The following is a 23427-nucleotide window of genomic DNA, read 5'->3' as shown; positions in this document are numbered from 1 at the left end:
TTGCCCGGCCCCGGCGGTGGACTGCCGACTTCCGTCAGTCGATCAGCGCATGATCAGCGTCAACAGGTCGGTGCCGAGGGTGGTCAGCGCGTCGTTGTTCAAGCGGTACGCGACGAAGCGGCCCTGACGTTCGGCGGTCACCAGTCCGGCGCGGGTGAGTGCCCGGAGGTGGCGGGTGACCTGCGTGGGGTGGAGACCCCAGAGCGCGGCGATCTCGCCCGCCGTCCGCGCCTCACTGGCCACGGCCCGGCAGACCTGGAGGCGATCCGGCGACGCCAGCGCGTCCAAGCGGGCACGGATCTGCTGTGCGGTGGGTACGGCGGCCGCGCGACCGCCGGCGGGATAGATGACCGTCACCGGCTCACCGGGGATCTCGCCGACGAACAGGTGCGGTGCGATGTAGTTGCTCGGCACAAGCAACAGCGAGCGCGTGCTGACGTCGATGCGCTTGCTCTGCACCTTCTGCACGACGACGCTGTCCGCGTCCCGTACGTCGATCGCGCTGTCGAGCGAACGCAGCATGGTCCCGAGACCGTCCCGGACGGCCAGGTCACGGTCTTGCCGGCCACGAGCAGCCAGCGTGTCGTGCGACGCCTCCCAGAGCTCACCGAACCACTCGCGCCAGCAGGCGTCCAGTACGTCGAGAAACCGGCGGACCGGCTCAGCAGGTGACGTCAGCAAGGACTCGACCAGTGCGGCGACAGAGCGTCCGCGGCTGCGAGCCCAGTGCTGTACGGCGTCCGTGTCGATCGACCGGCTGCTCAGTGGGCGACCACGCAACGGCCTGACCAGTTCTGCGGCCACGTCTTCCGGCGGGCGAGAACGCAGTGCTGCCAGCTCGTCGGTCCAGGTGGGGACGCCGGTGGCTGCGCTGGTGGCGAAGAACCGAGCCCGCACGGCACGCACGGTCCAGGTCCACTGCGCCAGCTCCGCCCGCAGCTCGGCGGACAACGGGAGCGACGCAGCCCAATCGACTCGGTCGTGATGGGCAGGCTCCGCCAGCACATGCAGTGCGCAGCCGAGCTCGATCAGCGGCGAGGCGACGTGACGAATCCGCTCCGGCTCGAGCCGGGTCACGCCTGCGAGAACGGTCGGCACTCAGTCCTTCAGCTTGAACTGGAGGTCGGTGTCCCAGTCGTTCATGTCGGGGACCTCACGCGGGTCGGAGCGGTACACCTCCAGGCGGGCGGTCCAGCGGTCACCGTCGGCGTCCCACTCGAGGCCCTCCTCCTCCGCCCAGGCGAGCAGGTCGCGCGTTGCTCCCAGCAGCCCGTCCGGATGGCCGTGGTGCCTGACCGTCGCGTAGCGCCCGGCCGGGAGTACGCCGGTGACGATCTCGCCCTCGCCGGAGTGCAGGTCGTCGACCGGGAACCCGATCTCCAGCGCCAGCCCGGCGTCCATGTCGACCACGTCGTACTTGAAGAACGGCGCGTCGTTCGGCGCGATCTCCTTGGCGGCGAGCCAGGCGACCACCTCGCCCATCCGGTCCGCGAACGCCGCGATCCCGTCCATCGCGACCTTGCCCCGCAACGCGACGTACGGCCGTTCCCCGATCTCCACGATCTCCGGCATGACGTGTTCCCTCCAAGGACGTCGTTGCGCACAACTTAACCCCAACCGGGCTTGCCGCGGCGTATTACCGAGCGTCTACTGAGAGCTGGGGGTGGCCATCATGTTCAAGGTCAAGCTTCTCGTCGCGGCTCTCGCACTCGCTGTCGCCGGTATCGGCACAACCGTCCCCGCCGGCGCCGAGCCCACGACCCCGCTGCCGTACCCGGCCGGTGCGACGGCGACCCGGTACACCGGGCTCGCGTTCGACACCTGTACGGCGCCGAGCGTCGCGCAGATGACCGCGTGGCTGGCCTCGCCGTACCGGGCTGTCGGCATCTACATCGGCGGCGTGAACCGGAGCTGCGCCCAGCCCCAACTGACTCCCAGTTGGGTCAGCAGCGTGACCCGGATGGGCTTCCGGCTGGTCCCGATCTACATGGGCTATCAGGCGCCGTGCACGACCCGCGCCAACGCCGTGAAGATGACCGTGCCGTCAGCGACCTTCCAGGGCGGCCTGCTCGCGCGCGACGCCGTACAGGCGGCAAGAGCGCTCAACCTGCTCGGCGGTAGCGCGATCTACGCCGACATGGAGCACTACAACATCGCCGACAGCACTTGCCGGGCGACCGTCCTGCGCTACCTGTCCGCGTGGACCAAGCAGCTCCACGCGCTCGGCTTCTTGTCCGGCGTCTACGCACACCAGAACTCCGGCGCGGTCGACCTGGCCGCCGCCTACAACTCGAGCACCTACGCTCGACCGGACGCGCTCTGGATCGCACGCTGGGACAACAACAGCTCGCTGACGAACTGGCCGACCGTTCCCAACACGTTCTGGCTGGTCGGCCAGCGCGGCAAGCAGTACCGCGGCGACCACACCGAGACGTACGGCGGCGTGACGCTCAACATCGACAACGACCGCTTCGACGCGCCAGTGGCGACGGTCTGGTACACCTACACGGTCCGCGCCACCATCTACTCCTACAGCGGCCCGTCGACCGCCTACGCCATCCGCTCCACCATTCCGGCGAACGCCGGAGTCCGCATCGTCTGCCAGACCTTCGGCCCGAAGATCGGCACCAGTGCGGTCTGGGACCGGCTGACCGACGGCACCTACGTCATCGACTACTACGTCCGGACGCCGAACAAGACCGGCTACAGCGCACCGATCCCCGGCTGCACCTTCCCGTACCAGACCACGATCAACAACCTCACGCGCCGGCACGGGCCGGGTACGGCGTACGCCGCCTACCCGAACCCGCTGCCGATCGGCTCGCTGGCGTGGATCAGCTGCCAGCGAGCCGGATCGAAGGTCGGCACGACCGCCGTCTGGGACCGCCTCACCGACGGCTCGTGGGTCACCGACTACTACGTCGCCACGCCCAGCAAGACGACGTACAGCCCACCGAACCGGCGGTGCTGAGCCGCTACTTCGACCAGGGCGGCTGGACCGCCGTACCGTCGGCCATGTAGCCGGTGAAGCCGGCCGTGATCGCGACGATGAGCTGGGCCTCGCCCTCGCCGAGGTTGGTCAGCGCGATCGGCTCACCGGCCGGCACGACGGCGGCGTCGCCCGGGCCGAGCTTGTCGCCGTCCGCGGCGAGCTGCACGGTGCCGCTCAGCACCATGAACACCTCGTCCCGGTCCAGCGTGTGCGGCGCGTCGCCGCCGTGCCCCGGAGGAACCGTGAGCCGCCAGGTGCACAGCCCCGGCGAACCGAGGCTCGGCGCGGCCTGCACGGTGAACTGCACACCACCCAGCTCGAAGCGCGGCGCGTCGGCCGCGGGCGTCACATGCATCTCGTCCCCCATCCATTTAGTCAAGCTGACTTGACCAAGCCAGCTTGACTATCATGGGGCACATGACGCGATCGGGCAAGGTGGATATCGGGATTCTTCTGCTGCTGGCGGACCAGGAGTTCGTCCGCGAGCTGCACGAGTACACCGCCACGCAGGGGTACACCAACCACGGCCGCTCGGACGGCTTCGTGCTCCGGACACTGTCCGACGGACCGAAGACGATCAGCGGCCTGGCCGAGCGGCTCGAGGTCACCAAACAGGGCGCGAGCCAGATCGTCGACGACATGGAACGCCGCGGGTACGTCGAACGCCGCCCGGACCCGACCGACGCCCGCGCCCGGCTGCTGCACCTCACCGACCACGGCCGCGCCACACTGGCGGCGGCCCGCCGGTTCCATCAGCTGTACGAACGCAGGCTCCGCAACCGCCTCGGCGACGAGGCCGTCGACTCCCTCCGCGACGTACTCACCGAGATCGCCGGCGAAGCCAAAATCAGCCCACCGCACTTCCGAGCGGCCATGTTCTGACCGAAGCAGCTGCTGGTGCCGGCAGTTGCTGCTCGCTAGTTGTTGCGCCGCGGTCGGGTGGTGTTGCGCGGGATGTCAACCCGTCAGGCGGCAGCGCGCCGAGTCGTGGCGTTTGGTTGCGACCCGAAACCGCGAGTCGTGGATCGAGGCTGTGCTGAGCCGCCGAAATCCACGACTCGACGGACGTCTGGTCGCAGGAGGGAAGCGGGGACTGGCACGGGTGACTGGAGGCCTGTAATAGCAGGTCTCCAGTAACCACATGCTGTCTCAAGAGCCGTGTTGGCGGGCCGTCACACCGGTGCGCCGGTTGGGTCTGCGTGGGTTCAGCTGAAGTACTTGGGGAAGAAGTCGTGGGTGGGCCAGGACTTCACGCCGTTGGCGGCGGTCCACATGGCTGCGTCGATGTCGCCGTACGACTTGCCGCTGGCGTCGTCGCGGCGGTTGAACAGGGCGGCCCAGCTCAGCCCGCCCGACGTACGGACGAGCAGCGTGTACGTGCCGGGCATGCTGCCGGTGTGCCACGTGTTGCGGCCGGTGCCGCTGCTGACCGGGCGGATCTGCCAGCCGAGGCCGTAGTACCAGCCGTCGGCGTTGACGCCGGTGGACGGCTTCGCCCAGACGCGGCCGAGTGACGTGCTGTTCAGCACGCTCGACGGGGCGTCGAACATCTTCGCCCAGCGCACCAGGTCGGGCGCGCTGGCGATCCAGCCGCCGTTCGCGTCCTGGATCCGCATGCTGAACGAGCCGTACGGCGCGGCGACGGTCTTCGCGGAGCCGTCCAGCACGGTCGGGCCGGAGTACTGCGACTCGTACGACGTCTCGCCGCTGTGCTTGGCGATCGACCAGCCGAGCGACATCCGCGTGATCTTCAACGGGGCCAGCAGCTTCTGCTTCACGTAGTTCTCGTAGCTCAGGCCGCTGACCTTCTCGATCACCCGGCCGGCCAGCAGGTACCCGAAGTTCGAGTACGCGTACTTCGAGCCCGGCGTGAAGTCGAGCTTCTGCCCGGCCATGTACTTGATGACGTCCGCGTGCTGCAGCTCCAGCGGTACGCCGAGCGTCCGCGAGATGGTCGCGTCCTTGAAGTTCGGGTCACCGGACACGTCCCGGTCCCAGCCGCCGAGGTGCTGCAGCACCTTCCACAGCGTGATCGACGACCAGCGCGAGTCCCGGGTCAGGCCGCTCGCCGGCGTGATGTCGAGGATGTTCGCGACCGGCGTCGACAGGCTCACCTTCCCGTCCTGCACGAGCTTCACGATCGCCGCCGCGGTGAACGACTTCGACAAGCTGGCGATCCGGAACAACGACGTCGGCTGCACGGTCAACGCGGTCGACGTACTGTAGCCGCGGGCAAGCACCAGACGGCCCTTGTACGTCACCGCGAGCTGCCCGGCCGTCACGCCGCGGGCCTGCATGAACGCCTTCATCTGACTGTCGAATCCGGCCAGCGCCGACACCGCGGTCCCGGTGGTCTGCCAGGTGGCAGCCGCATCAGCCGGCCGCCCGATCACATAACCAGCACCGGTGCCGACCGCAGCGGTAGCACCAGTCGCGACAGCAAGCTTCCCCAGATTCCGACGCGACAGCTCCACGAACGTCTACTCCTTCGAACCGAGACTCCCGGACCCCGAAAGTCTTTCACCTCCAGAGGTCCACTCGGGCCAGTTGGCGACGGCTGAAGCAGACACCACTTACTCGACCATGGAGGCGTAGGAGATGACGCCTCGGCGGATCTGGTCGACGACGGCGCGGGCCGTGCTGCGGAGCGGGGTGTCGCCGGCGGCGTCGGCGATCTGTTCGGTGAGGTCGATGAGCTGCTTGACCCAGCGGACGAAGTCGCCGGCGGCCAGGTCGGACTCGTACAGGACCTCGGCCAGCGACGCACCCGACGCCCAGCGGAACGCGGGCCAGCAGAAGTTCAGGTCCATCGAGCGCAGGAAGTCGACCCGCATGTCCCGCTCCAGCGCGGACAGGTCCCGCCAGATCGAGCCCATCCGCTCCAGCGCGATCCGTACGTCGCCGCGCGGCAGCCGCGGTGAGGTCGGCTCGTCCTTGGACCGCGACTCGTACACCAGCGCCGCGAGGCACGAGGCCAGCTCCGGCACGGTCAGGTCGTCGAACACCCCTTGCCGCAGGCATTCCGCCGCGACCAGGTCGAGCTCGGTGTAGATCCGGGCGAGCCGGTCACCGGCTTCGGTCGTCTTGTCGCCGTCGAGGTAGTGCAGCGCGTCCAGCACCTGACAGACCCGGTCGAACTGGCGGGCGATCGTGTTCGTCCGCTGCTCGATCTTCCGTTGCACGTCACGGTTCTCGCGGTCGAGCCGGAAGTACCGCTCGGCCCATCGGGCGTGGTCCTCGCGGTCCGAGCAGCCGTGGCATGGGTGCGCACGCAGCTGCGCCCGCATCTCCTGCAGTTCCGGGTCGTCGGCGTGGGAGACGATGTCGCGGCCGCGCGACGGCGGTCCGTCCTCGCCGAGCAGGTCGGTCCGGTTCCGCAGCACCTGGGCGAGTTCGCGGCGCTGCTGCGGGTTGCGCGGGTTGAACTTGCGCGGGATCCGCAGCGTCCCGATCGCCTCCACCGGCGTCGGGAAGTCGACCATCGACAGCTTCCGCACCTGCCGGTCCAGCGTCAGCACGGTCGGCCGCGGCCCTTCCCGCTCCGACCGCATGCCCGGGTCGAGCACCAGCGCCCAGCCCGCGCTGCGACCGGCCGGGATCCGGACGATGTCACCGGTCTTCAGCTTCTCGATCGACTCCTGCGCCTCGATCCGGCGGTCGAGCTTGCGCCGCTTCGACCCGGACGCCTCGCGATCGCCGATCCGCCGGCGCAGCGCGGCGTACTCGAGGAAGTCGCCGAGGTGGCAATCGATCGACTCCTTGTACCCCTCGAGCGCCTCGGTGTTGCGCTGCACCTGCCGCGCCAGCCCGACCACGGCCTGGTCGGACTGGAACTGCGCGAACGACAGCTCGAGCATGTCCCGCGCCCGCGTCCGCCCGACCTGACGCACCAGGTTGACGGCCATGTTGTACGACGGGGAGAACGACGACCGCAGCGGATACGTCCGCGTCGACGCCAGGCCGGCGACCTCGCGCGGGTCGAACCCGGGCTGCCAGAGCACGACCGCGTGCCCCTCGACGTCGATCCCGCGCCGCCCGGCGCGCCCGGTCAGCTGCGTGTACTCCCCCGGCGTGATGTCGACGTGCGCCTCGCCGTTCCACTTCGAGAGCTTCTCGAGGACGACGGTGCGCGCCGGCATGTTGATGCCCAGGGCAAGCGTCTCGGTGGCGAACACGACCTTGATCAGGCCGCGCGCGAACAGCTCCTCGACGACCTCCTTGAAGGCCGCCAGCATGCCCGCGTGATGCGCCGCGATCCCGCGCGACAGGGCCTCGGCGAAGTCGTGGTACCCGAGCACGCCGAGGTCCTCGTCCGGCAGGTCCGCCGTCCGCTCGGCGACCACGCGCTTGATCTCGTCGCGCTCCGACGGCTTGGTCAGCCGCAGCCCGGACCGCAGGCACTGCACGACCGCGTCCTCACAGCCCTTGCGGGAGAAGATGAAGAAGATCGCCGGCAGCAGCGCGCCGGCGTCCAGCTCCTCCACCACGTCCGAGCGGTACGGCGTGAAGTGGGTCTTGGCCGGCCGGTTCCTCGGCAGGTCGCGGCGGCGCCGCGGCTTGCGCGAGTCGTCGCGGAAGATCCGGTTGTCGTCGCGGGCGATCCGGACCAGCTGCGGGTTCACCAGGTCCTTCAGATCGGCCTTCGCCGGGTTGTCCGCCTTCGCCGGATTGCCCGACTTCGAGGGCTTCGCAGGAGCGCCGACCCGAGCGGTCGGCGCTTCCCCGGCGAACAGATCGTGCAGCCGCTTCCCCACCATCACGTGCTGGAACAGCGGCACCGGCCGCTTCTCCTCCAGGACGACGACGGTGTTGCCGCGGACCGTCTCCAGCCAGTCGCCGAACTCCTCGGCGTTGCTCACCGTCGCCGACAGCGAGACCACCGACACCGAGTCCGGCAGGTGGATCAGCACCTCTTCCCAGACCGCGCCGCGGGAGCGGTCGGCCAGGTAGTGCACCTCGTCCATCACGACGTACGACAGGCCGAGCAGCGTCTGCGATCCGGCGTACAGCATGTTCCGCAGCACCTCGGTCGTCATCACGACGATCGGGGCCTCGGAGTTCACCGAGTTGTCGCCGGTGAGCAGGCCGACCTTGTCCGCGCCGTACCTGCTCACCAGGTCGCCGTACTTCTGGTTGCTCAGCGCCTTGATCGGGGTGGTGTAGAAGCACTTCTGCCCGCGCTCCAGGGCGAGGTGGACGGCGAACTCACCGACGAGCGTCTTGCCGGAGCCGGTGGGCGCCGCGACCAGCACCTGGTGGCCGTCCTCGAGGGCGGCGCAGGCGCGCAGCTGGAACTCGTCCAGCTCGAAGTCGTAGAGCGCCCGGAACTCCTTCACGGCAGGATGCTCCTGGTCCGAGCGGAACGAGGCGTACTTCTCGGACGGGGTACTCATGGACCCCAATCTATGCGACCCCACCCCCAAAGCCACGCTGGGCCAGCCACTGCGCGGCTCGCGTCAGCGCGGCGTCGGCCTCGTCCATCACGCCGACGTTGAACTGGTACACGTGCGGAGCTCCCGCGACCACGTCCAGGCTCACGTCCACCTCCTGCTCCGCGGCGCGGGCCGCGAGCCGCAGCGAGTCGTCGAGCAACACCTCGGCGGATCCGACCTGGATCAGCAACGGCGGCAAACCGGTGAGGTCCGCGAGGAGCGGGCTGGCCAGCTCGTCCTTCGGGTCGTGACCGGCCAGGTAGGCGTCGACGTACGCATCGAAGTGCTCCCGGCTGAACAGCGGGTCCTGGTCGCCGCGTGCATCCATGCTGGCGCCGGACAGCGTCAGGTCGGTCCACGGCGAGAACACGACGGCCGCCAGCGGCAGCCGCAGACCTTGACGGCGTGCGGCGAGGATCGTGGCGACCGCCAGTCCGCCACCCGCGGAGTCGCCGGCGATCAGGACGTCCCGACCGCCTTCCTGCAGGGCGATGTACGCCGCCAGCGCGTCGTCGACCGCGGCCGGAAACGGGTTCTCCGGCGCGAGCCGGTAGTCCAGCGAGACCGCGGGCAGACCGGTACGGCGGGACAGTGGCGCCGCGAGGTTCGCGCCGGTGCGGGCCGAGCCGATCATGTATCCGCCGCCGTGCAGGTAGAGGATCACGCTGTCACCGTCGGCTCCTTCGACCTGGACGTCCAGCGCCGGCACCCCGCCCACGGTGGTTCGGACCAGCGTGACGTCGTCGCCCAGCGGCCGCTCGGCGAACACCGCGTCGAAATCGGCCCGTTGCTGCTCGGGCGTCCGCCGGGGGTCGCCCTTGGTGATGAAGCTGCGCGCAACAGCGCGTTGGTCCCGGCTCATAGCTGCCTCCTGATAGATTCCGAGGAATATAGTTCTCTGCAACTACATTCCAAGGAATCTAATTCCCGTGACCGATCTCACAGCATTGTTCACGGACCTGGTCCGGCTGGAAACGCGGCTCTACAACGTGCTCGACGCCCGCCTGAAGGCCGAGCACGCCCTTCCGCTCGGCCAGTTCGAGTTCCTGCGGTTCATCGCGGCGCACGGGACGGCGCGGGTCTACGACCTGGCGCGGGAGATGGCGATCACGGTCGGCGCCACCAGCAAGGCGGTCGACCGGCTCGAGGCCGCCGGGCGCGTCCGGCGGACGGCGAACCCGTCGGACCGCCGCTCGTCGCTGGTCGAGCTGACCCCCGCGGGCGCCGATCTCCTCGCCGCCGCGACGCCGACGGTCGAGGACGAGCTGCAGACCTGGGTCGGCTCCGTCCTGCCGGCGCCGGTCGTCGACCAGCTCGCCACCAGCCTGTCGATGCTGCGTCAACGCGCCGAGCTCGACCAGCGCACGGACCGCCACCACTCATCAACCGCCGACAGCTGACCGAGCCGACGCTCAGCCGCGGTCGTCGACAGGCCCGCAGCGAGGGTTGGTGAGTGATGGCGGTCCGCAGTGGCTAGCCGATGTGGTACGGGTCGCCGTACACCTTCCAGTCCAGCGGGGTGTTCAGGTTGAAGTTGCCGTTGCGGAGGAACACCCGCTGCGCGGTGTCCACCCGGCTCGTGTCGCTGTGCGCCTCCTCCTGCTTCATCGCCCAGACCCGGGCGTCCAGGAACGCGTTCAGGTAAGTCGTCTCGTTGCCGCCCTGCGCCGGCGGCTTCGCCCTGGCGAGGGCCCGCTTGCGGATCCCGCCGAAGCTGGTCGGGTCGTCACCATCGCCGTGCATGACGATCGCGTCGTAGTAGCAGAACTGCCCGAGCGTGCGCAGCCCGTCGGACTTGCCGCGGCTGACCGCCGGGTTGAAGTACACCCGGTCGCGCTCGTCGTTCTGGCACTGCTGGAACACCGAGTCCTTGGCCGCGGTCTTCCAGTCCCTGGTGTAGTTCGGGTCGAGCCCGGCGTGCGAGTCGCTGCCGTCCACGCGGCGCAGCGCCGGCAGGTACTTCTGCAGGATGTTGTTCGGCTTGCGATCGGCGTACAGCTCGACCAGCTCGAGCATGTCGTGGGTGCCCGAGCAGAACCCGATGATGCCCGCGGTGTACCCGCGGCCGTCGTCGATGTCCTCGATGTACTTGTACTGCGCCTTCCAGTCCAGCGACGAGTTCTCCGCGCTGCAGACGATCTGCATCGCGATCTCCTTCTTCGCCGGGTCGTCGAGGCCGGTCGCCTGCACCGCGGCGTCGGCGTGCGGCGCGTAGCGGGAGACGGCGAGCCCGGTGGCCGGCACGGCGGCGAGCGACAGGCCGAGCAGCAGCGTGGTCCGGCGCGAGGGGCGGTACTCCATGTGGTCCTCCGAGGGGCGTCCGAGGATGAACTGTTAGGAAGCTTTCCTATCAGATGAACGCCGGTCGTGAGAACAGCTCAGTTCATGTCAGTTGTGTCTCAGGCGAACGCTCAGGCGGACACTCAGGCGGACACTCAGGCGAACACTCAGGCGAACACGGTGAGCGCGCCCGGGGCGACCCCGATGTCGACCGGCAGCGGGCCGAGGACCTCGCCGTCGGCGTACGCCGTGATGCCCGGCGACTCGAGCCGGACCGCGCGGCCGCGGACGGCGCGCACCGCCGGGTGGCCGACGTGGGTGCCCTTGGACAGCTTCGGGAACAGCTGCAGCAGCGTCATCCGGGACACCGGCTCGATGATCGTCACGTCCAGCAGCCCGTCGTCGATCTCGGCGCCGGCACAGATCTGCAGGCCGCCACCGTACGTCGGCCCGGTGCCGACCGCGACCAGCATGGCCTCGGTCTCGATCACCTCGTCGTCGACCGTCACGACGTACTCGAGGGGCTTGAACGTGCGGAGCTCGGCGAGCGTCGCGACGGTGTAGCGGGAACTGCCCTTGGGCCAACTCATCGCGTTGGCGCGCTTGTTGACGAGCGAGTCGAAGCCGCCGGCCACGACGGTGGTGATGAACCTGTCCTTGGCCACCGCGAGGTCGATCGTCCGGGTCTTGCCCGCAACGACCAGGTCGGCTGCGGCGGCCGGATCCCCCAGCGGTACGCCGATCCCGCGGGCGAAGTCGTTGCCGGTGCCGGCCGGGATGACGCCGAACGGCATCCCGGAGTTGGCCAGCACCTGGGCGCCGAGGTGGATGGTGCCGTCGCCGCCGATCAGCGCGACCGCGTCCGCGCCCGAGGCGACCACCTCGGCGGCGATCCGGCCGACGTCCTCGGCACACGTCGTGGTGTGGACGTCGACGGTCAGCCCGGCGGCGGCGATCCGCTCGCGCACCGCCGGCGCGATGCGCGCACCACGTCCCCGTCCGCTGGTGGGGTTGACCACCAGCGCGATCCGCCGACTCATCAGTCCGCCAGCAGCTCTTCGGAGCGGCGGGCGCGGCGTTTGTCGTTGAAGCGCGAGATGATCTCGGCGACGAAGAACAGCAGGCACATCGGGATCGCCAGCAGGCACATCGTGAACGGGTCGCCGGACGGCGTCGCGACGGCGGCGAACACGAAGATCACCAGGATGATGTACGGCCGGAACTTCCCGAGCGCGGCGGCCGGCACCACGCCGACCATGTTCAGCAGCACGACCACCAGCGGGATCAGGAACGCGACGCCGAAGACGAGCATCGTGCGGAGCACGAAGTCCAGGTAGTCGGGCAGCTCGACCAGGTTCTGGATGTCCAGCGGCGTGAAGCCGAGCAGGATCTCGATGCCCTTCGGCAGCGTCCAGTACGAGACCGCGATCCCGGTGGCGAACAGCGGGGTCGCGATCGCCGAGAAGATGTAGGCCCACTTGCGCTCGCTGCGGTGCAGGCCGGGGGCGACGAAGGCCCACAGCTGGTACAGCCAGACGGGCGCGGCCAGGATCAGGCCGAACAGCGCCGAGATCTTGATCCGGAACGTCAGCGCGTTGCCGACACCCGGGAACGTCAGCTGCGGCGTCTTGGTCTGTCCGGCGTCCTTGGCCATCTCGGCCACGCTTGTCACGAACGGCTTGGTCAGGAACTCGAAGGCGTGGTTGTAGAAGATCCAGCCGACGACGGTCCCGACCACGATCGCGAGCACACTGATGAGCAGCCGGTTACGGAGCTCGACAATGTGCTCGCGCAGGGTCATCCGACCCTCTGGGTCCTTCGGGTGGCGTTCTTTCTTTTCCTTCCGCCGCCCGAACTTCACCATCGACACAGGTGGGGCGTTCTGCTCAGTTGGCCGTGTGCGGCGGCAGGCCGTCGCCCGGCCCCTGGCCGTTCACCTGGTTCGGCTGGGCCGGCTGCGCCTGGGTCTGCTGCACGGTCTGCTGCGCCGGCGGCTGGGAGGCTTCCTCGGTCAGCTCCGGGTCCTTCTTCTTGGGGCCGACCTCTTCTTCCCAGATCTTCTTCGACTTGCCGAGCTGCTTCACCAGCGCCGGCAGCTTGGCCGAACCGAACAGCAGCACGACGATCGCGAGAATGACCAGCCATTCTGCGCCTTGGGGCATACCGATGAGCGGTGCTGCCATGTCGATCTCCCTTTCCAACATCAACTCGGGACTCGAGCCTGAGTTCGTGGCCGAATACTACGCCGGAGCGCCGGCGTCCTCACGGGTCTGTCCAGACCCGGCCGCGGACTGGGCTGCCTCCAGCTTGGACTGGGCGGCGACCAACTCACGCGTCAGTGCCTTGCCCTGGCCCCACAACCTCCACGCGAGCAGGGCGAGGACGAGGAGCCACACCGCCACCACCGCGAGGAACAACAGGAACCAGTACATACCCAGGAGCCTAACCGCTTCCTGGCCGGGACCCACGCCCCGCGGTGCGTCTCCGGGGACAACGGTGTCGGAACGTGATGGTAAAACCGAGTGTCCCGCAGTGGCAGTGCGGTGTGATCGAGGCGAGCAAGGGGGCCGCGGATGGAGCGGATCGGGGTCGAGGAGCGGCGGACGCGGCTCGGTCGGCGGCACCGGCTCGGAGCGGGCTGCCAGGCAGCCGATCCGGTCGAGGCGGCCGCGTCGATGGTGGCGTTGCACGCGTCCGATCCGGCCACGGTGCACCTGAGCGTGGCCGCTCGGGTGCCGGGCAGTGACGTCGCGGACACGGAGCGTGCCCTGTACGACGATCGGTCGCTGATCCGGATGCTGGGCATGCGGCGGACCGTGTTCGTCGTACCGACGCCGTTCGCGCCCATCGTCCAGGCGGCGTGCACCAACGACATCGCCGTGAAGCAGCGCAAGTTGCTGGTCAAGCATCTGCTCGAGGCGGAGGTCGCGGAGGACGCCGACGCCTGCGGCGAGTGGCTGGCTGCGGTCGAAGAGGCGACCGCGACCGCGCTGGCGCTGCGTGGTTCGGCCACGGCGCAGGAGCTGTCCGCCGACGAGCCGCGGTTGCGGACCCGGCTCAGCATGGCCCCCGGGAAGTCGTACGGCGCGCAGCCGTACGTGACGAGCCGTGTGCTGTTCCAGCTGGCGGCCGACGGGCGGATCGTGCGGGGACGTCCGCTGGGGACCTGGCTGAGCGGACAGCACCAGTGGTCGCCGGCCGCGGACTGGCTGCCGGCCGGGCTCGGCGACAAGCAGGCCGCGGAGGAGGCGCGCGTGACGCTCGCCCGGGCCTGGCTGGCGTCGTTCGGCCCTGGCACGACGGCTGATCTGCAGTGGTGGGCCGGGTGGACGCTCGGTCAGACGCGGAAGGCGCTGGCCGCCGTCGAGGCGGTCGAGGTGGACCTGGACGGCCAGGTCGGGTTTGTGCTTCCCGGTGACGAGGCGCCGGAGGTCCCGGTCGAGCCGTGGGTGGCGTTCCTGCCCGGTCTGGACCCGACGCCGATGGGCTGGAAGGAGCGCGACTGGTTCCTGGGTCCGCACAAGGCAAAGCTGTTCGACACCACCGGCAACATCGGCCCGAGCATCTGGTTGGACGGCCGGATCATCGGCGCCTGGGGGCAGCCCGAGTCCGGCGAGGTCCGCTACCAGCTCCTGGAAGACGTCGGTGCGGACACGACGGCAATGGTGGAGGCCGAGGCGGCTCGGTGGACCAAGTGGCTGGCCGGTGTGCGGGTCACGCCACGCTTCCGCTCCCCGCTCGAGAAGCACCTCAGCCAGGGCTAACCAGCCGCGCCCCACACCCGCGACGGCCCGCCCGCTCCCACCGCCTGAGCCCCACCTCAGCCCCGCCGGCCCAGCCCGCCCGCTCCCACCGCCTGAGCCCCACCTCAGCCCCGCCGGCCCAGCCCGCCCGCTCCCACCGCCTGAGCCCCACCTCAGCCCCGCCGGCCCAGCCCGCCCGCATATCAGTGGATATCCGCTCGTATGGAGGGTTCTTCGCTCCCATACCAGCGGAGAACCCCCAACTGGAGCGGATATCCACTCCAGTTGAGGCAGGGCGTTCAGACGTCGTACGCCGAGAGTGCGTCGCGGGCCGTGGCGGCGATCTGGGTCGTGAGGTCCTCGGGGTCCAGGACCGTGGCGGCTCCGCCGAGGCGGAGGACCAGGCGCTGCAGCCAGGCGGTGTCGGCGACGCGGAGCTTGACGATGAGGGAGTTCTCCGGGCCCTCTTCGACGGACTCGTTGGGGTAGTACTCGGCGACCCAGCGGGCCGGCGGGGCGAGCTTCACCGTGGCCAGCAGGTCGCGCTCGGACGGCTGGAACATGCCGTTGGACAGGTCCCGCGGTGTCGCCTCGGGCGGCGGCTCGCTCGGCACGTCGAGGAGCTTGACGGCGGCGATCCGGTCCAGGCGGAACAGCCGCACGTCCTCGGCCAGCCGGCACCAGGCTTCCAGGTACGTGCGCCCCTCGGACACGACCAGCCGCATCGGGTCCACGTCGCGCTCGGTCGTCTCGTCGCGCGACGGTACGTCGTACGTCAGGTGCAGCCGCCGTTTCGTGGCCAGGCCGCGGTTCACGATCTCGGCGATCTCCGGGGCGGCCGGCTCGACGTGAACATGCGCGGCCGCGCCCTCGTTCGCCGCCGCGGCCTCGCCGGCCGCCCGCTCGAGCTTGGCGATCGCGCGGTCGACGGCGTCCCGGTCGGCGCCGGCGGTCACCTCGCGCAGCGTCCGCAACGCGGTCAGCAGCGCGAGCGCCTCCGCCGCGGCCAGCCGCAGCGGACGCGCCAGGTAGTCCGCGTTGTTGATGTGGATGACGCCGTCGCCCTCGGCGGCCTCGATGTCGATCTCGATCAGGTCGCCCATCTGCGCGCCCGGCAGCCCGCAGAACCACAGCACCTTCAGGTCCGCGATGATCTGCTTCGGGCGGACGCCGAACTCCTTGGCGACGTCGTCGACGCGGGCGCCGTCGTTCTCCCGCAGGTAGGGCACCAACGCCAGCAGCCGTTGCACCTGGTCACGTGCATTACTCATTCGCGTCCTCGCTTCGCTCCGGGCGCGAATGAGGCACAAGTTACGCTGCACCTGATGGTGAGCTCGCTCCGCTCGCTCACGCGCCCGCCACCGTCCGCAGCCGCCAGAGCACGCCGTCCAGCACGTCGCCCGGTCCTTCCACCACGGCGTCAGGTCCGTACGACGCGATCTCCTCGGCCAGGACCGACGAGTCGGCGTACGGGACGTGCAGCAGGTCCCAGCCCTCCTCGTACGACTCGATGGCGTTCGCGCGGCGGCGCAGGCTGACACACGAACCGGTCCGCGCCCGCACCTTCGCTTCCGAGGTCGGCCGCGGCGGGGCCAGCTCGGTCACCAGCGACCGCAGGTCCGTCCCCTCCGGCACCGTGAACGCGCCCGGCTCCCCCACCGTCTTCACGTCCCCGCCGATCCGCGACAGCCGGAACATCCGGGTCGCCTCGCGGTCCCGGTCGCGGCCCACGACGTACCAGCGGCCGTGCCAGGACACGATGCCCCACGGCTCGAGGGTGCGCGTGGTCGGCTCCGAGGCGCCGCTGCGCAGGTGCTGGAACCGCACCGCCTGCCGCGCCACCACAGCGGTCCACAGCGGGTCGAAGGCCGGCTCCGACGCGCCGACGTGCGGCTCGATCGCGCTGAGCGCGGACTGGTCGGTCTGGATCCCGGCCGCCTTCAGCTTCAGCACCGCCGACGTGGTCGCCTCGGACAGGCCGGCGTGCTGCCACACCCTGGCCGCGACGCCCAGGACGGCGGCCTCGTCCGGCTCCAGGTGCACCTCGGGCAGCTCGAAGACGTCCCGGCGGATCCGGTAGCCGACGTCGTCGGAGAAGAACTTGTCGATGGTGCCCATCTCGATCGGGATGCCGAGATCGCGCAGCTCGTCCTTGTCGCGCTCGAACATCTTCTCGAAGGCGTCGTCGGTCTGCCCCGCGTACCCCTCGACGGCCTCGCGGATCCGCTCCTTGGTCACATAGGTGCGCGCGACCAGGAGGCAGATGACCACGTTGAGCAGTCGCTCACTCTTCCGCGCCGACACCCGACCACCTTACGGCCTCCGGGCGGCCAAAACCCGCCATTTCGCACCGAAACTTCGAACACCGGTTCGACCCGCTAGTGTCGGGCTGTGATTCGGTGGCGGGACGGTGTGGTGGCGCAGGCCGGGCGGAGCTGGGCGGGTGCGCTGGAACTGACAGTGATGGTCGGCGAACAGCCTGTGCGCGCGCTGGCCTATCCGGACCTGGTCGGTACGCCGGTGGCCGGTGACCGCGTGCTGCTCAACGTGAGCGCGCTCGACCGCGGCCTCGGCACGGGTGGCTACGCCCTGGTGGTCGCCGTACCGGACCGGCTGCCGGAGGACCCTCCCGAGCGCGGGCATCTGGTGAAGGCGCGGTACACGCCGCTGCAGGCGATGGTGCTGGGCGCGGACGAGCAGGACTCCCCCGACCACGACGTGCTGCGGGACGCGGACGACCTCTCCGGTACGCCGGTAGTGGTCGCTGACCTGCACTCGGCGCTCCCGGCCGTGCTCGCGGGTGTGTACGAGGCACGGCCGACCACGCGAGTGGTCTACGTGATGACAGACGGCGGCGCACTGCCGCTGGCGTTCTCGCGGAGTGTTGCGACCCTGCGGGACGCCGGCTGGCTCAGCGGGACAGTGACGGTCGGCCAGGCGTACGGCGGGGACCGTGAAGCGGTGACCGTCCACACCGGGCTGTTGACGGCCGTGCAGGTCCTGGCTGCCGAGCTGGTGGTCATCACGCAAGGCCCGGGCAACTTGGGCACCGGGACGCGCTGGGGGTTCTCCGGGGTGCAGTCGGGCGAGGCGGTGAACGCGATCGGCACACTGGGCGGCCGGGCTGTCGCGTCGCTGCGGATCTCCGAGGCAGACCCGCGTCCCCGTCACCGTGGTATCTCGCACCACAGCCTCACGGCGTACGGCCGCGTGGCACTCCAGCCGGCCGATGTCGTCGTACCTGATCTCCCCGGCGACTTCGGGGACGCCGTACGGGACGCGGCCGAGCCGTTGAAGGCTCGGCACCGGGTGGTGCGCGTAGGAGTCGACGGCCTGTACGACGCGCTCCAGGCCGCGCCGGTGAAGCTGTCGACGATGGGCCGGTCGCTGGACCAGGACCGCGCGTACTTCGAGGCTGCCGCGGCAGCGGGCCGCCACGCAGCCGGTCTGGTGGACGTACCACCACCTGGAGTGGGGTCGCAGTACTCCTGATCTGAGGGGCTCGCGCCGCGACAGTAGTTGGTATGAACAGCACCAAGCACCGCGCTCCTGCGCTTCGACCTGTCGCCCGGCCGGAGCCGCCGCTGGCGGTTCGCGGGGCGACTGCCCTGTGGTTCACGGCCGTCGGCGCCGGTGTCGCCGAGTCGGTCCTCGGTGTCCTCGGCGCGATCGCCGACGGCTCCCCGGTCCTCGGCCTGTTCGTCCAGATCGCCTTCCGCGCGCTCGTGTACGGCGGTCTGTTCGTGGTCATCGACCGCTACTTCCGCCCCGGCGTCCGCTGGTCCCGCTGGTTGCTCACCGGCCTGCTGGGCACGGTCGGGGTCGCCTCGCTGGTCGTCGGTCCGATCGGCTGGTTCCTCCGGGACGGCGACTTCGGTGCGATCGAGTGGTCCGCGTCCTTCGTCGCGTTCGCCGCGATCCGGTGCGTTCACCTCACCGCCGTGATCAGCGCGATCGTGCTCAGCTTCCAGGCCGACGCGAACCGCTGGTTCAGCGGCCGCCCGGTCCGCCGGACCCGCTGAAACGCCGAAGGACCGGCCTCCCGTGGCGGGAGGCCGGTCCTTCGGTGACGACGCTGCTACTGCCCGGTCTGCTTCGGGGCCGGGAAGGCGTTCAGGACGTCGATGACCGCGAACGCGTTGACGACCTTGCCCGCCTGGTCCTTGGACGCCGGGAGCTCGACCAGGACGCGGCTGCCGACCGGGATCCCGATGAAGCCGTCGAGCGGTCCGGCCTGGGCACCGCCGACGGTCGGCAACTGGTCGGTCGGAGCGGCGGGCTGGGCCGGGCTCTGCGCGGTGGCCGGCTGGGCGTCCCAGGTGCTGGCCTGCTTCTTGCCGGCGTAGTCGTAGATGACGAACCGGCCGACCAACTGGTCGCCCTTCTCGATCGGCTTGCCCTTGCCCTGCGCGAACACGACCGGCTTGCCCGGCTTCGCCGACGGCTTGGTGCCGGCCGGGACCGTCACCTTCGGCTCGGCGTTCAGCGCGCCGGAGACCTTGATCTTGGTCGCCGTCGACGAGGTGACCGGGTCCGCGTTCAGCGGGGTGTCGTTGGCGGCCGCGCCGACCAGGTCGACGACGAAGATCAGCGTGTCGTCGCCCTTGATCCCCGCCTGCTCGTTGCCCTGCGACTTGTAGCCCTTGTCGGACGGGATCGACAGCAGCACCCGGCTGCCGATCTTCTTGCCGACCAGGCCCTCGTCCCAGCCGGTGATGACACCGCCGACGCCGATCGGGAACGACGACGGGGCGCCACGGTCGTAGGAGTTGTCGAAGACCTTGCCGTCGCGCCAGATCTGGCCGATGTAGTTCGCGGTGAGCAGCTCACCCTTCTTGACCTCGGGACCGTCGCCCTCCTTGAGGACCTCGGTCACCAGGGTCTTGTCCGGTTCGCCGTCGCGGTGGGTGATGGTCGGCTTCTGCCCGAAGTCCGCGGTCACCTTGATACCGGCAGCCCCGAACTCGTCCTTCTTGTCGGAACCACAGGCCGCCAGGGACGCCCCCAGCGCCGCGACCACGACGAGACTCAACAACTTGCGCACGAAACCAGCACCTCGAACCATCCCGGCGCTCGTAGTGCGCCGCTTGCCTCCGGTCAACGACGCGGACCACCCTAGCCTGCGCACTCAACCACGTGGCCGGCTGCCCGCGTCACCGTTACGTCACACCACACACAGTGACAGACACAGTGACAGGCCTCAGAAACCGACCGCGTTGTGCGGGGCGCGATCTTGTCGTAGCAGTGCGTCCAGTCGCGAGACCGAGCCGGCTGTGCGCTCCACAACGCGACCGGCGTACATCAGCTCGCTGGCACGCACCCCGCCGAGGTACAGCGAGCCCAACTCGTTCACGGTCAGACTGACGTCTGCGTCGGCGTCTGTCGCAGTGCATGCAGCTCCGTCGGGTGCTGCGTCCAGTCGCCAGCGTCCGTGGCCGTCGACCTCCAGTACGAGTACGTCGGTCGCTGCGTAGGTGCGGGCCTCGAGAGCACGCCGTACGTCGAGGATGCGCAGCCAGAGGTTGTCGCGGGTCCGGGTCAGCTTCAGCGCGCGCGGATTGGTCAGCATCCACCGCAGGGGCTCGTCGACCGGTCGCCGCGCGGCCACCACGCGCTTGGTGAGGTCGAAGTCCAGCAGCAACGCCCAGAGCGCCCGGTACGCGACGGGTGTCAGGGCCTCGAATGCCTCCACCTGCAGTACGCCGGCCAGCGCCGGATCCGGCGACCAGGGCAGCCGGAAGATCGCGGCACCGTCGACAGCACCTGTCGTATCGCGGTGCACCAGGTGATGCGCCGGTCCGGATCCGTCGGCCGGCAGGGCAGCCAGGTTCTGCCATTTACCTGGCAGCGGGCTGATCTCGCCCACCCGCACTGCCCGGACCTGTTCGTGCAGCACCGGCCACACCACGCCCGCCTCGGCGCTGTCAACCAGATCGAGCGACCCCGTGTCAGTGAAGTCGTCCCGGAACGCCACGTCGGTACGCCGTACCTCCCAGCGATGCTGGAACGTCGCCGGCGAGAACCCGTACCGCCCGTAGATCGTCCCCTCGCTCGCACTCAGCCCGGCCAGGAACTCACCGCGCTCCCGGCAGTCGTCGAGCATCGCGCCCATGATCTGCCGCAGCAGTCCACGCCTGCGGTACGTCGGAAGCACGGCCGTCGAGGTGACGCCGCCAAGGGCTACCTGCCGCCCACCGGGCACGGTGACCTCGACTGACACGATGGCCGAACCGCCCGCGATCTTGCCGTCGACGAACGCTGCCTGCGGCCGGAACCAGTCCGTCAGCAGCTCAGCTGCGTCCTGCTCCAGCTGCTCGGTCCGCGGAACCTGCGGAGGCCACGCCGCGCTACCGGCGTACCAGGCCGAGGGCTCGGGCTCCTCCTGCGGGAAGCCGTTCACGTACGGCAGGACGCGCAGGTATTCCTTGGTCTCAGCCGCTGTGACCGGCCGGATCTCGATCGCCATGCGCTCTTTCTAAGCAAGGCACAGCGACCGAGCACTCCATTTAGCGAGCCGCTACATGCTCGCGATGAGCTTCTCGACCCTCTCGTCGTGCGACTTGAAGGGGTCCTTGCAGAGGACCGTGCGCTGAGCCTGGTCGTTGAGCTTCAGGTGCACCCAGTCGACCGTGAAGTCCCGGCGGCGCTCCTGGGCGCGCTTGATGAACTCACCGCGCAGCCGCGCCCGCGTGGTCTGCGGCGGCACCGACTTCGCCTCGAAGACCCGCAGGTCGTCGACGACCCGGGTGACCGCGCCCTTGCGCTCGAGCAGGTAGTACAGCCCGCGGGGGCGGTGGATGTCGTGGTACGCCAGGTCGAGCTGCGCGACGCGCGGGCTGGCCAGGCCGAGGTTGTTCTGCGAGCGGTAGCGCTCGATCAGCCGGTACTTGATCACCCAGTCGATCTCACGCTCGATCCCGGACAGGTCGCCGGACTCGATCGCCTTCAGCGTCCGCTCCCACAGCGACAGCGCCCGCTCGACGGCCGGCGTCCCCAGCTCACGCCGGTCGACGAAGTCGCGCGCCTTCGTCAGGTACTCCGTCTGGATGTCGAGGGCGCTCGCCTCACGGCCGTTCGCCAGCCGCACCTCGCGGCGGCCGGTCATGTCGTGGCTGATCTCGCGGATCGCCCGGATCGGGTTGTCCAGCGTCAGGTCGCGCATCACGATGCCGGCCTCGATCATCCGCAGCACCAGGTCGGTGCTGGCCACCTTCAGCAGCATCGTGGTCTCGGACATGTTCGAGTCGCCGACGATCACGTGCAGCCGGCGGAACCGCTCGGCGTCGGCGTGCGGCTCGTCGCGGGTGTTGATGATCGGCCGGGACCGGGTGGTCGCGCTCGACACACCCTCCCAGATGTGCTCGGCGCGCTGGCTGACGCTGTAGACCGCGCCGCGCGGCGTCTGCAGCACCTTGCCCGCGCCGCAGATCAGCTGCCGGGTGACCAGGAACGGGATCAGCACGTCGGCCAGCTTGGCGAAGTCGCCGTGCCTGCTGACCAGGTAGTTCTCGTGGCAGCCGTAGCTGTTGCCGGCCGAGTCGGTGTTGTTCTTGAACAGGTAGACGTCGCCGAAGATGCCCTCGTCGTGCAGCCGCTTCTGGGCGTCCACCAGCAGTCCCTCGAGGATCCGCTCACCGGCCTTGTCGTGCGCGATCAGGTCGGTGACCGAGTCGCACTCACCGGTCGCGTACTCCGGGTGCGAGCCCACGTCGAGGTAGAGCCGGGCCCCGTTGCGGAGGAAGACGTTGCTGCTCCGCCCCCAGGACACGACCCGCCGAAACAGATACCGCGCCACCTCGTCCGGGGTCAGTCGCCGCTGCCCGCGGAACGTACAGGTGACGCCGTACTCGTTCTCCAGACCGAAGATTCGCCGGTTCACATCACCCACACTACGGCGCACCTCCGACAACCGGGGGGTGTCTCAGGCGCGCCGTGGTCCGGCGTTATCCCTTTGATGCCCGCAACAATGAGGCGTCCGCCCGCATCGTGACCACTGACGAAAGGTTTCAGATGATCAAATACGGGCGAATGCTCGCCGCCGGAGTCCTGCTCGCAGCAGGGTTCGCGGCCACTCCTGCCACTGCGGCACCGGCCGGCACAGCCGGGGCGTGCTCGCTACGGCTCGGCTCGGTCACCCCCGGTGGTGACCACACCTCCCAGACCATTACCGCGGCACCCTCCGCCGGTGTCCGCCAACTCGGCCCCATGAACCTCTATCCGGACGGCCAGGCCCACCTGCCGACCGCCGTACGCACCGAACTCGTCGTACCGGCCGGTGAGGAGCGCACCGGCCTGGTGGCGCTCGGTCCGCGGATGTACGGCACCAGCTACATCACGGACGGCACGGGGGTCTCGATCGTGCCGGGCACCCTCCACAACACCCTGATCGGCGGCGGCTGGGACGAACTGCACAAGTACGTCGAAGCCAGTCAGTACCCCGGCCGCTCGAACGTCTACTCGCTGATCCAGCAGTTCACCGACGGCCTCATCGCCCGCTGGACGGTGACACCGGGCGGCTGGAAGTACTACACGACCTTCGGCGGCTTCAAGTCGGTCAAGACGATGGTGCTGATCGGGCAGGGGCGGACATACGACACCTTCCTGGCCACCACGAACGGCGGCGCGCTCTACACCGTGCAGGTGCCCACGGGCTCCGGCAAGCCGGTCGTGACCAAGATCCGCACCTCGACCTGGCAGGGCTTCGAGACGTTGATCGCCGAGAAGTGCGGCAACTACGGGACGCTGCTGCTCGGCATCGACAAGGAGACCGGCGCCGGCTACCTGTACGCCGTCGGCCACGCCAACGGCACGGCCACCGTCATCAAGGGCCTGGGCAAGGTGCCGACCACCTTCCCGGCCACGGACTCGTACTTCCGCTTCTACACCACAGGCACGATCCTCGCCGGCGCATGACCTCGACGGATCTCCACCCGGAGCTGTAACTCCGGGTGGAGATCCCTCCTCATCAGCTGACCGGCGG

23 protein-coding genes are annotated in these 23427 nt (G+C 69.5%); 7 read left to right on the top strand and 16 right to left on the bottom strand.

Annotated features, from left to right (window positions below):
- Nucleotides 1–42: 42 nt before the first annotated feature.
- Entirely contained in the window at nt 43–1098 is a 1056-nt protein-coding gene (locus AB0I12_RS16380; protein ID WP_359929875.1) for a DUF5937 family protein, read from the bottom strand.
- Complete coding sequence (locus AB0I12_RS16375; protein ID WP_359929873.1) at nt 1099–1572, bottom strand: GyrI-like domain-containing protein; 474 nt, start codon at nt 1570–1572, stop codon at nt 1099–1101.
- Between the two features lie 100 nt (nt 1573–1672).
- On the opposite strand from AB0I12_RS16375, the gene AB0I12_RS16370 reads away from it, so the two are divergent.
- Complete coding sequence (locus tag AB0I12_RS16370) at nt 1673–2971, top strand: glycoside hydrolase domain-containing protein (protein WP_359929871.1); 1299 nt, start codon at nt 1673–1675, stop codon at nt 2969–2971.
- 4 nt (nt 2972–2975) lie between these two features.
- Here the strand turns inward: AB0I12_RS16370 and AB0I12_RS16365 are convergent, their stop codons facing one another.
- The gene (locus AB0I12_RS16365; RefSeq protein WP_359929869.1) at nt 2976–3359 is read right to left on the bottom strand and encodes a cupin domain-containing protein; all 384 of its coding nucleotides are present in this window, start codon (nt 3357–3359) and stop codon (nt 2976–2978) included.
- Nucleotides 3360–3409: 50 nt separating this feature from the next.
- Between AB0I12_RS16365 and AB0I12_RS16360 the strand changes: the two genes are divergently transcribed.
- Nucleotides 3410–3874: a MarR family transcriptional regulator gene (locus AB0I12_RS16360; protein WP_359929867.1), complete on the top strand. Its 465-nt coding sequence runs from the start codon at nt 3410–3412 to the stop codon at nt 3872–3874.
- Between the two features lie 323 nt (nt 3875–4197).
- Here AB0I12_RS16360 and AB0I12_RS16355 read toward each other — a convergent pair whose 3' ends face one another.
- The 3 genes from AB0I12_RS16355 to AB0I12_RS16345 all read right to left on the bottom strand — a co-directional run bounded on the left by AB0I12_RS16355 (nt 4198) and on the right by AB0I12_RS16345 (nt 9286).
- On the bottom strand, nt 4198–5466 hold the full coding sequence (locus AB0I12_RS16355) for a serine hydrolase domain-containing protein (RefSeq protein ID WP_359929865.1): 1269 nt from the start codon (nt 5464–5466) through the stop codon (nt 4198–4200).
- A gap of 99 nt (nt 5467–5565) precedes the next feature.
- Complete coding sequence (locus tag AB0I12_RS16350; RefSeq protein WP_359929864.1) at nt 5566–8385, bottom strand: DEAD/DEAH box helicase; 2820 nt, start codon at nt 8383–8385, stop codon at nt 5566–5568.
- Between the two features lie 10 nt (nt 8386–8395).
- The gene (locus AB0I12_RS16345) at nt 8396–9286 is read right to left on the bottom strand and encodes an alpha/beta hydrolase (RefSeq protein WP_359929862.1); all 891 of its coding nucleotides are present in this window, start codon (nt 9284–9286) and stop codon (nt 8396–8398) included.
- A 67-nt stretch (nt 9287–9353) separates the two neighbouring features.
- Between AB0I12_RS16345 and AB0I12_RS16340 the strand changes: the two genes are divergently transcribed.
- Entirely contained in the window at nt 9354–9824 is a 471-nt protein-coding gene (locus tag AB0I12_RS16340) for a MarR family transcriptional regulator (RefSeq protein WP_359929860.1), read from the top strand.
- 73 nt (nt 9825–9897) lie between these two features.
- On the opposite strand, the gene AB0I12_RS16335 is transcribed toward AB0I12_RS16340, so the two are convergent.
- The 5 genes from AB0I12_RS16335 to AB0I12_RS16315 form a co-directional block, all read right to left on the bottom strand.
- A complete protein-coding gene (locus AB0I12_RS16335) occupies nt 9898–10725 on the bottom strand; it encodes a chitosanase (RefSeq protein WP_359929858.1) in 828 nt (275 codons plus the stop codon).
- A 146-nt stretch (nt 10726–10871) separates the two neighbouring features.
- The gene (locus AB0I12_RS16330) at nt 10872–11744 is read right to left on the bottom strand and encodes a YegS/Rv2252/BmrU family lipid kinase (protein ID WP_359929856.1); all 873 of its coding nucleotides are present in this window, start codon (nt 11742–11744) and stop codon (nt 10872–10874) included.
- Nucleotides 11744–12505 carry a twin-arginine translocase subunit TatC gene (gene tatC, locus AB0I12_RS16325; RefSeq protein ID WP_355700144.1) on the bottom strand — a complete coding sequence of 254 codons (762 nt, stop codon included), beginning with the start codon at nt 12503–12505 and terminating at the stop codon, nt 11744–11746. Before tatC ends, AB0I12_RS16330 begins: the two co-directional genes overlap by 1 nt.
- 85 nt (nt 12506–12590) lie before the next feature.
- Nucleotides 12591–12887 (bottom strand): twin-arginine translocase TatA/TatE family subunit, encoded by a 297-nt coding sequence (locus AB0I12_RS16320; protein WP_359929854.1) that lies wholly within the window; start codon nt 12885–12887, stop codon nt 12591–12593.
- 57 nt (nt 12888–12944) lie between these two features.
- The gene (locus tag AB0I12_RS16315; RefSeq protein WP_355700146.1) at nt 12945–13136 is read right to left on the bottom strand and encodes a hypothetical protein; all 192 of its coding nucleotides are present in this window, start codon (nt 13134–13136) and stop codon (nt 12945–12947) included.
- Nucleotides 13137–13277: 141 nt separating this feature from the next.
- Here AB0I12_RS16315 and AB0I12_RS16310 point away from each other — a divergent pair, with 141 nt between their 5' ends.
- The gene (locus AB0I12_RS16310; RefSeq protein WP_359929852.1) at nt 13278–14468 is read left to right on the top strand and encodes a winged helix DNA-binding domain-containing protein; all 1191 of its coding nucleotides are present in this window, start codon (nt 13278–13280) and stop codon (nt 14466–14468) included.
- Nucleotides 14469–14746: 278 nt separating this feature from the next.
- Here AB0I12_RS16310 and AB0I12_RS16305 read toward each other — a convergent pair whose 3' ends face one another.
- Both AB0I12_RS16305 and AB0I12_RS16300 read right to left on the bottom strand, forming a co-directional pair.
- Nucleotides 14747–15718: a WYL domain-containing protein gene (locus AB0I12_RS16305; protein ID WP_359929850.1), complete on the bottom strand. Its 972-nt coding sequence runs from the start codon at nt 15716–15718 to the stop codon at nt 14747–14749.
- Between the two features lie 76 nt (nt 15719–15794).
- Nucleotides 15795–16751, bottom strand: coding sequence for a WYL domain-containing protein (locus AB0I12_RS16300; protein ID WP_359929848.1), 957 nt, complete (start codon nt 16749–16751; stop codon nt 15795–15797).
- 87 nt (nt 16752–16838) lie between these two features.
- On the opposite strand from AB0I12_RS16300, the gene AB0I12_RS16295 reads away from it, so the two are divergent.
- Both AB0I12_RS16295 and AB0I12_RS16290 read left to right on the top strand, forming a co-directional pair.
- Nucleotides 16839–17939 (top strand): DUF3866 family protein, encoded by a 1101-nt coding sequence (locus AB0I12_RS16295; protein WP_359929846.1) that lies wholly within the window; start codon nt 16839–16841, stop codon nt 17937–17939.
- A 32-nt stretch (nt 17940–17971) separates the two neighbouring features.
- Complete coding sequence (locus tag AB0I12_RS16290) at nt 17972–18469, top strand: hypothetical protein (protein ID WP_359929844.1); 498 nt, start codon at nt 17972–17974, stop codon at nt 18467–18469.
- Nucleotides 18470–18525: 56 nt separating this feature from the next.
- On the opposite strand, the gene AB0I12_RS16285 is transcribed toward AB0I12_RS16290, so the two are convergent.
- The 3 genes from AB0I12_RS16285 to pafA all read right to left on the bottom strand — a co-directional run bounded on the left by AB0I12_RS16285 (nt 18526) and on the right by pafA (nt 22326).
- Complete coding sequence (locus AB0I12_RS16285) at nt 18526–19491, bottom strand: FKBP-type peptidyl-prolyl cis-trans isomerase (RefSeq protein WP_359929842.1); 966 nt, start codon at nt 19489–19491, stop codon at nt 18526–18528.
- A gap of 156 nt (nt 19492–19647) precedes the next feature.
- Complete coding sequence (locus AB0I12_RS16280; protein ID WP_359929840.1) at nt 19648–20913, bottom strand: GNAT family N-acetyltransferase; 1266 nt, start codon at nt 20911–20913, stop codon at nt 19648–19650.
- Nucleotides 20914–20964: 51 nt separating this feature from the next.
- A complete protein-coding gene (gene pafA / locus AB0I12_RS16275) occupies nt 20965–22326 on the bottom strand; it encodes a Pup--protein ligase (RefSeq protein ID WP_344202029.1) in 1362 nt (453 codons plus the stop codon).
- A gap of 131 nt (nt 22327–22457) precedes the next feature.
- Between pafA and AB0I12_RS16270 the strand changes: the two genes are divergently transcribed.
- Nucleotides 22458–23360 carry a hypothetical protein gene (locus tag AB0I12_RS16270; protein WP_359929838.1) on the top strand — a complete coding sequence of 301 codons (903 nt, stop codon included), beginning with the start codon at nt 22458–22460 and terminating at the stop codon, nt 23358–23360.
- The last annotated feature ends 67 nt before the right edge of the window (nt 23361–23427 follow it).

This window comes from Kribbella sp. NPDC050459, assembly GCF_040655315.1.
Classification (GTDB): Bacteria; Actinomycetota; Actinomycetes; order Propionibacteriales; family Kribbellaceae; genus Kribbella.
This window is presented reverse-complemented; position numbering and strand designations above follow the sequence as displayed.

Bases quoted from the DNA above. Each gene is read 5' to 3' on its own strand.
- AB0I12_RS16375 (WP_359929873.1), bottom strand. From the start codon at position 1,572: ATGCCGGAGATCGTGGAGATCGGGGAACGGCCGTACGTCGCGTTGCGG.
- AB0I12_RS16370 (WP_359929871.1), top strand. From the start codon at position 1,673: ATGTTCAAGGTCAAGCTTCTCGTCGCGGCTCTCGCACTCGCTGTCGCC.
- AB0I12_RS16365 (WP_359929869.1), bottom strand. From the start codon at position 3,359: ATGGGGGACGAGATGCATGTGACGCCCGCGGCCGACGCGCCGCGCTTC.
- AB0I12_RS16360 (WP_359929867.1), top strand. From the start codon at position 3,410: ATGACGCGATCGGGCAAGGTGGATATCGGGATTCTTCTGCTGCTGGCG.
- AB0I12_RS16350 (WP_359929864.1), bottom strand. From the start codon at position 8,385: ATGAGTACCCCGTCCGAGAAGTACGCCTCGTTCCGCTCGGACCAGGAG.
- AB0I12_RS16345 (WP_359929862.1), bottom strand. From the start codon at position 9,286: ATGAGCCGGGACCAACGCGCTGTTGCGCGCAGCTTCATCACCAAGGGC.
- AB0I12_RS16335 (WP_359929858.1), bottom strand. From the start codon at position 10,725: ATGGAGTACCGCCCCTCGCGCCGGACCACGCTGCTGCTCGGCCTGTCG.
- AB0I12_RS16330 (WP_359929856.1), bottom strand. From the start codon at position 11,744: ATGAGTCGGCGGATCGCGCTGGTGGTCAACCCCACCAGCGGACGGGGA.
- tatC (WP_355700144.1), bottom strand. From the start codon at position 12,505: ATGACCCTGCGCGAGCACATTGTCGAGCTCCGTAACCGGCTGCTCATC.
- AB0I12_RS16320 (WP_359929854.1), bottom strand. From the start codon at position 12,887: ATGGCAGCACCGCTCATCGGTATGCCCCAAGGCGCAGAATGGCTGGTC.
- AB0I12_RS16315 (WP_355700146.1), bottom strand. From the start codon at position 13,136: ATGTACTGGTTCCTGTTGTTCCTCGCGGTGGTGGCGGTGTGGCTCCTC.
- AB0I12_RS16310 (WP_359929852.1), top strand. From the start codon at position 13,278: ATGGAGCGGATCGGGGTCGAGGAGCGGCGGACGCGGCTCGGTCGGCGG.
- AB0I12_RS16305 (WP_359929850.1), bottom strand. From the start codon at position 15,718: ATGAGTAATGCACGTGACCAGGTGCAACGGCTGCTGGCGTTGGTGCCC.
- AB0I12_RS16290 (WP_359929844.1), top strand. From the start codon at position 17,972: ATGAACAGCACCAAGCACCGCGCTCCTGCGCTTCGACCTGTCGCCCGG.
- AB0I12_RS16280 (WP_359929840.1), bottom strand. From the start codon at position 20,913: ATGGCGATCGAGATCCGGCCGGTCACAGCGGCTGAGACCAAGGAATAC.
- AB0I12_RS16270 (WP_359929838.1), top strand. From the start codon at position 22,458: ATGATCAAATACGGGCGAATGCTCGCCGCCGGAGTCCTGCTCGCAGCA.